Consider the following 12,146-nt stretch of genomic DNA (forward strand, 5'->3'; position numbering starts at 1 on the left):
TTTTCCTCGAAATAGATATTTAGGTATCTTTGATAAGCTGAGTATGAGACATCTTGAATCCTTTAGAATTAGTTCGTTAAATTAATTCTAAAGGATTTCTGGATGTCTTTTCTATATTTTACAGTATGATTATCCATAGAGAGACTCCTTTGGTAGATAGGTTTTAGTCGACTAAAATTTCTACCAAGGGGATTCTTTGTGATTAAAAAAATAAGAAAAGTGTTAGTGGGAAACTGAAGTCGATTTTCCACTAATATAAAATATTATAGAATCTTTTTTTTTATAAAAAAAAAAAAGGTACTAACTTTATTTATGAATTGTATAAACTAAATAATGAACACAATTTTAAATAATGAGGAGTGGTGAGTGATGGGAAAGACTCGCATAGTGACTGTTGATTCTGATGTTTTAGAAGAATTGAAAATAAAATCTGATTCTGAAAAAAGAGTATTAGACAAAGATACACGATTTTATGTAGAGATAGGTGGTCAAAAAACAAATTGGTACATTCCTATGAGGGGAAATACAAAGAATTTACACCGAGATTTTGTATACCTAATTGAAGCAGATTTAAGGAACTCTCATCTTGTTGCTTCAGGACTAGATTTTGCTCATGCGCTTTATCTTCCTCGTAGAAAAACAAATGAAGTAATCCCTAGAGAAATTAATGGAGAAGATTTGAATAAACAAATTGCCTATATGGAAAAAAATTGGGAGAAAATTGTCGAAAAATTTTATCATATTATCAGAGCGTATGATTATCTAAAAAGAGGGTGGAATAGATTAGGGACAATTGACTTTTTTCCTGAAGGAGTAGAGAGTATCAGGAATGAAAATCAGAAAGTGAAACAAGACAATTTATCTATAAAGGATTTAATCAACGGTGCACATATGAAAGAAATCGATGCTTATTGTAATAAGCATGCAATAAATTTTTTAGAAAAAGAAAATTTCCTCAATTATTTGAATTTGTTTGCTTTTTTTCCTATGCGATCTTTCAAAAATATCAATCTCCTTTTGGCACAAAAACCAACTGCCCAGTTTATTTATTCACTTGATGCTTGGGAAAAACTAGGAAGAAAAGTCAAAGCAAATCCGGAGGCACTTTATTATAAAAATGAATCACTTCTAAAAAAAGGGGAGGGGGATCAGCAAAAAACAGATTATTGTTTACTTGAAGTTTTTGACGTAAGCGAGTTAGTCGGAAACCAAGAAGTACCCAAGCCTAGTTACTATCTAAAAGATCATACTGTTGATGATTTTCATTACGAGGCAATCTTCAAAAGTTTAAGTGAATTAGGGACGGCTACAGTTAAATTAGAGAATATCGTTGCTGATTTTATTTTAGCTACGCGGACTCCTTTCAAAAGAAAATCCGAAATCATTATTAAACAAGGCATGGATAAAAAAAATATCTTAAGTATACTTAATCGTTTAGTGATACATGAAAACAGAAAAACAACCATAGATGTGCCTCAGAAAAATGTTGATGATTTAAAATCAGAAGCTTTTGGATATATAATGGCTAAACGTATAGGTCTAGCTACAGATTGCTATTCGTTCGATTTTCTTTCTACCATGAAAGAACAGAATTGGGCTCCCGAAAAAGTTAATCTTTTTTTATCAAATCTTTTAATTGAGGCGAAAAAAATAAGTCTTAATTTTGAAATAAGGATGGAAAAACTAATAAAGCAAGAAAAAACAACCTCGCAGATGGATATGGTGAAGAAGACACAAAAGAATGAACAACAGGATAATCTAAAGGGTAGCAAACAACATTGTAGAAGCAGAGAACAGAATAAAAATCTCTTGAAAGGGACAATAGAAACTGTGGTGGACCAATCTAAGAAACAAAATGAAACTAGCAAAAAGGCTATGAGTAACGCCCAAAAAGGAGATAGAAGAAATAGGAGTTAGATTTGGAATGCGAATTAACTATTAGAAATGGGGGATAGCAATCTATTTGTGAACACGACTTTCAGAGGTTTTAGCAGAAGTAGACAACACAAAAAAACAACTCAATAAACTCAGAGAATTCCAAGAATAGTTTTGCTTCTGAATAATTTATAGGACTGATAGAAGTTATTCTATCGGTCTTTTTAAACATCAAAAAAGCTTTTTGAAAGTATGGAAAGGGGATTTATTTAGCATTAGAAGTCCTTTATTCAAATACTAAATTAAAAAATCTGGATACACATATCAAAGTATTGAAACGAATGGTTTATAGGATTAGAAATTTCAGTAAAATGAGAACTAGAATTTTCTTAGTGAACAATTTTATTGAGTACTAAATAAAAAACATCCAAAGTAGAATTTTGCTTCTACCTTAGATGTCCTTAAATCAGACCTATTGACAAAGATACACTGTTTTTTCTTTAATCTTCTTTTTTCGCTGGATTTGATTGGTTATAAGAATTAGCTGTTTTCCAATACTCTTCGTAGTCTTTATCTGTGCCGCCAACACCAAACTTAAAGGTTGATTTTTCAGGACCATTTTTTGCCCACAATGATTCAACTGTTTTATTTGGTGTTTCAGTTGTTTTCTTATCTACAGTTACTTTACCAGCAGTTTGACCGGTAAAGGCAGCAACTTTTTTCTTCATGACATCGGATGATAGTTCAAATTTATCGTGCGTACCAAAAATCGTTGGATCTGCTTGATAAACTTGATTGATCAAATTTGCTAAATATTGAGAAGAACGTATTCGTGCTCTGGAGTTCATTGCTGTATTATCATCATGACCTGTCCAACTACTGATAGTGATTGCTGGAGTTGAAACAATCAACCAAGAGTCACGATATTCATTGGTAGTACCTGTTTTCCCCACCCAATCGGCTTGACCCAAGTCGCTATTCAAACTAGCGATATCGTCTTTGAAAGAAGTGGTGATTTTGGTTGTCAGAACACTACGCATCATATCGTTCATGATGGATGCGGCTGCTTCAGAATAGATACGGACTGGTTTTTCTTCATGCTTGTAGATGACGTTGCCAGCATTATCCGTAATGGAATCGATCAGATAACCTTCTTGATAGACACCGCCATTCGCCAATGCTTGGAAACCATTGGTTTGTTGGAGAGTAGTCACATCGATCGTTCCTAATGGTGCAGACTCAACACCCCAATTGGCATTTGCTGGATAGTTCATCTTAGCTAGGTAACTGTCATAGGCATACTGTTTCGATCCGCCATTATTCAAGACATCTTGGTATAAATGATAAGCGGGAATGTTGTTTGACCATTCCAAAGATTCGCGGATCGTTTGGAATGTGTTTGATCCTTCATTGGTTGCATTGACGATTTTTTCACCAGCATTTGCGCCTTCTTGCCAAGTTGTGGCATAGTCAGACACACGAGATTCGGAACCAACTAACCCCATATCGATGGCTGGGCCATAAACAAGGACTGGCTTGATCGATGAACCTGCTTGTCTTTCTGTATCAAAGGCATGATTATTTTGATTTTGTAAATAATTACGTCCACCTACAAATCCATAGATTCGTCCAGTTTTATTATCCATCAAGACGTTCCCAGTCTCGACTTGAGTTGCAGTGCCGTCATCTAACAGATAGCCATATTTTTGAACACCTGTTTGCATTGCGGCGTAAATATTTTTGTCGATCGTTGAATGGATCGTATATCCTTTGTTCTGGATCGTTTGTTGTGCCTTTTGGTAATAGGCATCATAGGTGTCACTATCTGTCAGATCAGCTTTATCTTTGTTTGCCAGTTGTTTCGTCACGATCTTCGTTGCTTCATTCATGACCGTATAATACAAATACTCACGATCATTTTGTTCTGCTACTTGTTGCGGTAGGAAATCTTTAGTAAGATCATAGGCTTTTGCCTCGTCATATTGTTCTTTGGTGATTTTATTTTCACGGTACATGTTGAACAGTACAATATCTTTACGATTCAGTCCGGCAGAAAGATCTTCTTTCAAGGCGCCTGTATTTGTATAAGGACTATAAGTGATTGGGCTTTGTGGTAAACCAGCAATAAATGCAGCTTGTGGTAAGGTCACATCTTTGGCATTGACACCAAAAATACCTTTCGCCGCTTCTTGGACTCCCGCAATATTTTGTCCTTTGTTGTTTCTACCAAATGGTGAAACATTCAAGTAGGTCGATATGATCTCATTTTTTGAAAAATACTTTTCGACCTGTGCCGCAAGTAAAATTTCGTTTGCTTTACGTTTGAAGGTTGTTTCATCTGTTAGTATCTGTTGTTTGACTAATTGCTGCGTCAAGGTTGATCCACCAGAAGAACCGATTCCTGTAGCTTCAGAGAATAGGGCACGTAGTACGGCTTTAGGAACGTATCCTTTGTGTTCTTCAAAATATTCATCCTCCGTGCTGATGATCGCTGTTTTCAACAGCGGCGAAATTTGATCAGATGGAACGGTCGTACGCATTAAATCAGTTTGGATCTTTGAGATCTCTGAATTATCCGCGTAGACAAGTTTCGATGTTTCTGTAATATTGCCAAGTTCTGTTTGTAGTATTTCTTTGGTCGGCATTTCTGTATCTTCAACTAGATATGCAAAGTAGCCAGCACCAATGCCGACTCCTAGTGCTGCGAGAAGCAAAAGAAGAACGATGATAAAAGCTGTTAATGACTGGAAGACACCAAAAATAATTTTGGGTACAAACCATTTTTGCTTTTTCTTTTGATTTCGCTTTTTCCGAGTATCTTTACGTGGCAAAAGGGTTCACCTCAACTAATGGTTTTATTTCGCTAATTATAGCAAATAATGAATCAAAAAAACAGATGGGGGAGTTTTTGTAACGATTTATTTATTTCTGATCAAAAAAACATCACCGATTTAGCTGGTGGGTGATACATGAACCCAGAGGGATATTTCCTATTATGTTGAGTTTTCAAACTTTTCTTTGTTTCGTGTTTCAGTTAAGATAGAGAGGATGAAAAAAGCGAATCGCTGATTTTAAAATAGATAGAACGGTTTTCCGCTAGAAAGTTGAGGTAGAGCTGTTCGAGGAGGAAATCTTTTTATGTTATTAGGTTCACATGTAAGTATGAGTGGGAAAAAAATGCTTTTAGGTGCAGCAGAAGAGGCTGCTAGTTATGGGGCTTCCGCTTTCATGATCTACACTGGCGCTCCCCAGAACACAAGACGTAAAGCTATCGAAGAAATGAATATTGAAGCTGGAAAGCAATATATGGAGGAACATGGATTATCTGATATTGTCGTTCATGCGCCATATATCATTAATTTAGGGAATACGATCAAGCCAGAGATGTTTCCTTTTGCCGTGCAGTTTTTAAGAGAAGAAATCGTACGAGCGGAAGCCCTAGGTGCAAAACAGATTACTTTGCATCCTGGTGCCCATGTTGGTGCAGGGGCAGAAGCAGGGATCAAGAAAATCATTGAAGGTCTAAATGAAGTATTAACAAAAGAACAGACTGCGCAAATTGCTTTAGAAACGATGGCGGGGAAAGGAACAGAAGTAGGTCGTACATTTGAAGAATTAGCACAGATCATTGATGGAGTCGTATTGAATGAAAAGCTGTCTGTTACATTTGACACTTGTCATACCAATGATGCTGGGTATGATGTCCGCAATGACTTTTCTGGTGTGATGACCGAGTTTGATAAAGTGATCGGCTTGGATCGATTGAAAGTTTTACACATCAATGATTCAAAAAATCCGCAAGGAGCCCATAAAGATCGACATGCCAATATTGGTTTTGGTACGATTGGTTTTGAAACATTGAATGAAATTGTCCATGAACCAAGATTTGCTGCTATTCCTAAGATTTTAGAAACGCCATATGTTGGAAAAGAAAAGAAAACGGCATATGCGCCATATGGAAAAGAAATCACGATGTTCAAGACGCAAGTATTCGATCCAGAAGCATTTCCAGAGTTGTTACTTGAAGAAAGCAAATAAAAGAAATGGTCGGCATGACTAGTGAGAAAGATAGTATAGTACTTCTCTCGTTGGCTCGTTGTCCTAATCTATCATCCTGATTTGTAAAAAAATACGCCGTCAATCCTAAAATTTGAACTTCAAATTTTTAGTGATCGAGGGCGTATTTTTTTGATAGTAAAGTGAATCAATATCTTGGGTGTGTGAGCCTGAAATGACTAGCTCATGCCACTCCTTTGTGGTTGATTTTTAATCGAGTTCTTCTGTCATCTGCTGTAATCGCTGTTGATGTTTTTTATTTCCTTTATATAAATCAACGACCGTCCAACATAATAACGCTAAGACAACGAAAATGAGAACGTAGGCAATCTGATCTGCTAGGGCTAATTCACTAGCAGAGGCTTGATCTCCAAAGAAACTTTCAATTTGCCCAGTCAAGCCACGGAGGTTCAAATATGTCAGGCTGAGAACGGAGAACCAACCGAGTATCTTGACAAGCAAGTTGTTTTTGAATTGTTTGCCCATCTCTGTTTCACTATTCGTCATCATCAATAATGGAATCATTGAAAATGGTAATGCAAAGGCTAAGAATACTTGAGACTCATTCATAAGATTATTTAAAGCAATGTGTTCTTCGATTGGGCCTTTCGTACTTGTATACAGTACACAGATCAAGACCGGAATGACCGATAACAAACGTGTGACTAGACGTCGCAACCAGATTGGCATACGCATGTGGATGAAGCCTTCCATGATTACTTGCCCAGTCAAGGTACCTGTGATCGTTGAGTTTTGTCCAGAAGCAAGAAGAGCAACTGCAAAGAGTGTGGATAAGATTCCTGATTTTGCTACAGTAATCAATACGCTATTACTCATTGCTGAAGGATCAGACAATGCTTCATATAGTCCGAAGAATGATGGATCTTGAACAGAACCATTTTTAAAAACGGCAACACCCATGATCAATAATAGTGCGTTGACTAAAAAGGCCATCGATAATTGGATATTTGAATCCCAAGTCGAAAAACGAACTGCTCTAGCAATATCGGAGGAGTCTTCTCGGTCGATTTCTCGTGTTTGAGAAACTGCAGAATGCAAGTATAGATTGTGAGGCATCACTGTAGCTCCGATGATTCCTAACGCCCCGGTCAATGGTGTTTCACCACCAATAACTGGCGAATCTGCAAATGTCTTTCCATTAGGAACAAAACCCGCAAATAAATTTTTCCAGTCTGGATTAGATAGTGCCACTTGGTAAACAAAGACAAATAAAATGACAAAGATCAAACAAACGACGATTGCTTCGATTTTACGAAAACCGATCTTAGTTAACATCAATAAGATGAAGACATCCAAGACGGTGACAAAAACGGCAATCACTAAGGGAATATTGAATAGGAGATAAAGTGCAATTGCTGCACCGATTACTTCAGCAATATCTGTTGCCATGATCGCTAATTCAGTCAGGATCCATAAGACGATCCCAAGCGATTTGCTTGTTCGTGCTCTGATAGCTTGTGCAAGGTCCATTTGACTGACGATCCCTAATTTAGCAGCCATGTATTGGAGCAACATGGCGATCAAACTAGACATCAAAATAACTGACATCAGTAAATATTGAAAGTTTTGCCCTCCTGTGATGGAAGTCGACCAGTTTCCCGGGTCCATATATCCTACAGCGACTAACGCGCCAGGACCAGAATAAGCAAGTAAAGTTTTGAAAAAGCTCCTATTTTTAGGAACTTTCACAGTACCATTGATTTCAGATAAAGAAAGTCCATTGGTATGTTCGATTAATTTATGCTTTTGCGATTGTTTATCCAAAAAAAAACCACCTTTCCTTTTTTCTTATCGAATTTATTCTACACCTGTCCCCAAGAAAATGAAAGGAAAAAATTCGGTACGCCTAAAAAAAAATTATAGCTTCCCATTTTGGCTTAGAAAACCATAAATTCGGCTAAAAAGAAATTTTTTAAATGTTTCTAAAGAAAACGCCTTTCTTTTTTTGACAATCTTTAGTAAAATAAATCACTGAGAGCAATTCGGAAACAGAAAGGAGAGATTTACATGGTATCAACAGGAATAGTCGTACTTATTGCAATTATTGCTTTATTAATCGGCGCAATCGGTGGATTCTTTTTTGCGCGTAAATATATGAAAGATTACTTAGAAAAAAATCCTCCCGTCAATGAGGAAATGTTACGATCAATGATGATGTCAATGGGGCAAAAACCATCTGAAAAGAAAATTCGTCAGATGATGCAACAAATGAAAAATCAAGGGAAAAAATAGGTTTTTTCAACTGACATTTTAGCGGGCTGATTGATTTCAGTCTGCTTTTTTTTATATTTTTCTAGTAATTTTTTCTATTTGGGATGATGCAGTAAGAAAACGACTAATTGATGAAAGACTCGCTCTTCAAAAAGTAGAAGAAAAAGGTAAGACGGTTCCGTATGAAGGAGGAAAAGGATGTCAATTTTTAGGAAATTAGGTTGGTTTTTTAAACAAGAAAAGAAGCACTATTTAATCGGTATTTTTTCATTATTTGCCGTCGCTCTAGTTCAGTTAGTACCTCCTAAAGTGATTGGAATCATCATTGATGAGATTGTGGATAAGAATATCTCGATGAAAATCATTTTCACTTGGATTGCCGTATTGGTTGTAGCGGCTTTTCTGCAATATCTCTTTCGTTTTATCTGGCGTACCAATATTTGGGGAAGTGCTGCCAGATTAGAAAAAGAATTACGCCAACGCTTATTTGCACATTTCACTGCAATGGATAGCTTATTTTATCAAAAATACCGTACGGGTGATTTGATGGCCCATGCGACGAATGATTTAAATGCGATTCAGAATGTTGCCGGTGCTGGTATTTTAACGTTTGCAGATTCTGTGATTACTGGAGGCACAACGATCATTGCGATGGTATTTTTTATTGATTGGCGTCTGACTTTGATCGCGCTAATCCCGTTGCCATTATTAGCTGTGACTTCAAGGATTTTAGGTTCAAAATTACATGATGCTTTTCGTGAATCGCAAGAAGCTTTTTCGAGCATCAATGATAAAACACAGGAAAGTATTACTGGGATAAAAGTAATCAAAACATTTGGTCAAGATAAAGAAGATCTTGCGGATTTTGAAGAAAAAATCGAAAATGCCATTGCAAAAAATAAACGTGTCAACTTCTTAGATGCTTTATTTGATCCATTTATCACGTTGATCATTGGTTTATCTTATGTGGCAACTATTATTTTGGGTGGAAAATATGTATTAGAAGGTACGATCACCATTGGACAAATGGTTTCATTTATCAGTTATATCGGTATGTTGGTTTGGCCGATGTTTGCGATTGGTCGTTTATTCAATGTTCTTGAAAGAGGAAATGCCTCATACGATCGTGTTAGCGAACTGTTGCGTGAAAAAACACATATCGTCGAACAATTAGGTGCAATTCAAACGCCAGCAAAGGGTGAACTCAATGTAGAGATCAAAGAGTTTCATTATCCTAAGGAAGAAGTACCTGCACTTGAACAAATCAAATTTGCAATCAAAGAAGGCGATACTCTAGGGATTGTCGGCAAAACAGGTGCTGGTAAGACGACGATCATCAAATTATTGATGCGTGAATATGATAGCTATAAAGGACAAATCAAGTTTGGTGGCCGTTCGATTAAAGAATATTCTTTAGATGCACTTTTACGATCGATCGGTTATGTTCCCCAAGATCATTTCTTGTTCTCCATGACGATCCGCGACAATATTCGTTTTTCTGATCCGCAATTGTCAGCTGAAAAGGTAGAAGAAGCAGCTTCATCTGCTTTTATCAATCAAGAAATTAAAGCTCTGCCTAAAGGGTATGATACCTTGGTCGGCGAACGTGGAGTATCACTATCTGGTGGACAAAAGCAACGTATATCGATTGCACGTGCACTGATCCAAAGTCCCGAATTATTGATTCTTGATGATGCATTATCGGCGGTCGATGCGAAAACAGAAGAAGCGATTTTGCATAATCTAAAAGAAGAACGAAAAAACAAAACAACGATCATTGCTGCCCATCGTTTGAGTAGTGTTATGCATGCAAATGAGATCGTCGTCATCGACAAGGGAAGAATCGTTGAGCGTGGTACGCATCAGGAATTACTTGCCCTGGGTGGATGGTACGAGCAAATGTGGGAGAAACAGCAGTTAGAAGCAAAAATCGAAGGGGGTGAAGAGGATGGAAGATAAGTATCAATCAGAGTGGACCAAGTCGATTCCTCTGAAGGAACAAAAGACGATCATCAAGCGATTGATGCATTTTGCCAAACCATTTAAGTCGTTATTTATCGTGGCAATCTTATTTGCGTTAGCTTTGTCTGTCGTCAATATTTTGTTACCTCGTATCATCCAGACTTTCATGGATGAACATTTAGCAAAACAATCTGCAACAACTCAAGTGATCCTATTTTTTGCTGGGTTGTATTTATTCGGAGTGATCATCAAGAGTATCATTTGGTTCTTTCAGTGGTATCTGTACTCAATGGCTTCGCTGAAAACATACCAGTATATTCGAGTAAAATTATTTGAAAAGCTCCACACATTGGGCATGAGGTACTTTGACCAAACGCCTGCAGGATCAACTGTTTCAAGGGTAACAAATGATACAGAGACGCTTTTTGAATTCTGGTATGTCTTTTTGATGGTATTGACAGGCATATTTGCAGTTATTTCCTCTTTTCTTGCTATGTTCCAGATCAACAGTAAGATTGCTTTATGGATGTTGATTTTCTTACCTATTTTAGGGGTAGTGATTTGGTATTATCAAAAGTTTAGTTCACGGATCTATCGCAATATGCGTGAAAAATTGAGTCAATTGAATACCAAATTGAATGAATCGATTTCTGGGATGCGGATCATTCAGCAATTCCGCCAAGAAAAACGGTTAGCAAAAGAGTTTGAGGAAGTCAATAATGACTATTTAGCTACTCGTTATGCAATGATCAAAACCAATTCGATCCTTTTAAGCCCGGTCATCAGTTTCTTGTATGCGTTAGCGATTGCGCTAGCATTAACGTTATTCGGGATTGATGCATTGAAATCACCAGTTGAAGTCGGCTTGATCTATGCGTTCACAACGTATGTCCAAGGATTCTTTAATCCTATGTCGCAAATGATGGACTTTTTAAGTGTATTTACCGATGGGATGGTTGCTGGAAGCCGTATATTGAAAATTATGGATACAGAAGAATATACGCCGCAACAAGCGCCTGATGCAGTAAGAACGATTACCGATGGAAAAATTGAATTTAAAAATGTTAGTTTTTCTTATGATGGAGAAAATAATGTCTTAAATAATATTTCTTTTGTCGCAAATCCTGGAGAGACGGTTGCTTTAGTTGGTCATACAGGAAGTGGCAAGAGCTCGATCATCAATGTATTGATGCGGTTTTATGAATTTTACGAAGGACAGATCTTGATCGATGATCATGATATCCGTGAATATCCGATCGAAGAACTGCGTAAAAAAATGGGCTTGGTATTACAGGATGCCTTTCTATTCTATGGGGACATTGCTGGCAATATTCGAATGATGGACCCAACTATTACGGATGAGCAAATACGCGAAGCAGCTGAGTTTGTTCAAGCAGATCGATTCATCAATGAACTACCTAAAGGCTACCATGCAAAAGTAATTGAACGGGGCGCAAGTTATTCCAGCGGACAACGACAATTGATCACTTTTGCTAGAACCATCGTTACCGATCCTAAAATTTTAGTGTTAGATGAAGCAACTGCGAATATTGATACGGAAACAGAAGGATTGATCCAAGAGGGCTTGGCAAAGATGCGCCAAGGAAGAACCACTATTGCTATTGCCCACCGTCTATCAACGATTCGGGATGCTGAGTTGATTCTTGTGCTTGATAAGGGGAATATCGTTGAACGAGGTACCCACGTAGAATTACTTGCACAAGAAGGTCTGTATGCAGATATGTACAAATTGCAGAGCGAATAACTCACGAGAGACTACAACAGAAATATTTTAACTCTGAGAAAGAAGAAGTGATTTTTCAAAAATCATTTTTTCTTTCTTTTTTGACACCTGCGAATAGTCATGGTCTCATGTTTTTTCATCGACCTAGCGAATGTGCCAAAATCGAAAAAAGTATGTTTATATTTTTCTTTTGAAAAAAAAGTCAAGTCCATAATCCTGTGTAAAATACTATACAATGTTTTACCGGTCTCTCATTGATCAAACTTAATATATTTTC

At 37.0% G+C, this 12,146-nt stretch carries 7 protein-coding genes; 5 read left to right on the plus strand and 2 right to left on the minus strand.

What is annotated here, in order from left to right; genetic code table 11:
* Positions 1-369 precede the first annotated feature (369 nt).
* A complete protein-coding gene (locus DVW83_RS01025) occupies positions 370-1,917 on the plus strand; it encodes a hypothetical protein (protein WP_104661746.1) in 1,548 nt (515 codons plus the stop codon).
* A 458-nt stretch (positions 1,918-2,375) separates the two neighbouring features.
* Here DVW83_RS01025 and DVW83_RS01030 read toward each other — a convergent pair whose 3' ends face one another.
* Complete coding sequence (locus DVW83_RS01030; RefSeq protein WP_104661747.1) at positions 2,376-4,706, minus strand: transglycosylase domain-containing protein; 2,331 nt, start codon at positions 4,704-4,706, stop codon at positions 2,376-2,378.
* A 307-nt stretch (positions 4,707-5,013) separates the two neighbouring features.
* On the opposite strand from DVW83_RS01030, the gene DVW83_RS01035 reads away from it, so the two are divergent.
* Entirely contained in the window at positions 5,014-5,913 is a 900-nt protein-coding gene (locus DVW83_RS01035) for a deoxyribonuclease IV (protein ID WP_104661748.1), read from the plus strand.
* Positions 5,914-6,141: 228 nt separating this feature from the next.
* Here DVW83_RS01035 and DVW83_RS01040 read toward each other — a convergent pair whose 3' ends face one another.
* Positions 6,142-7,716: an Nramp family divalent metal transporter gene (locus DVW83_RS01040; protein ID WP_104661749.1), complete on the minus strand. Its 1,575-nt coding sequence runs from the start codon at positions 7,714-7,716 to the stop codon at positions 6,142-6,144.
* A gap of 243 nt (positions 7,717-7,959) precedes the next feature.
* Between DVW83_RS01040 and DVW83_RS01045 the strand changes: the two genes are divergently transcribed.
* From DVW83_RS01045 to DVW83_RS01055, 3 genes are all read left to right on the plus strand, one after another.
* Positions 7,960-8,184, plus strand: coding sequence for a YneF family protein (locus tag DVW83_RS01045; protein WP_005880376.1), 225 nt, complete (start codon positions 7,960-7,962; stop codon positions 8,182-8,184).
* A gap of 177 nt (positions 8,185-8,361) precedes the next feature.
* Complete coding sequence (locus tag DVW83_RS01050; protein WP_104661750.1) at positions 8,362-10,122, plus strand: ABC transporter ATP-binding protein; 1,761 nt, start codon at positions 8,362-8,364, stop codon at positions 10,120-10,122.
* Entirely contained in the window at positions 10,112-11,890 is a 1,779-nt protein-coding gene (locus DVW83_RS01055) for an ABC transporter ATP-binding protein (RefSeq protein ID WP_104661751.1), read from the plus strand. The genes DVW83_RS01050 and DVW83_RS01055 overlap by 11 nt, the downstream gene beginning before the upstream one ends.
* Positions 11,891-12,146: the final 256 nt, after the last annotated feature.

It is taken from the genome of Enterococcus sp. VV15, from assembly GCF_005236045.1.
In the GTDB taxonomy this organism is placed as follows: domain Bacteria; phylum Bacillota; class Bacilli; order Lactobacillales; family Enterococcaceae; genus Enterococcus_B; species Enterococcus_B durans.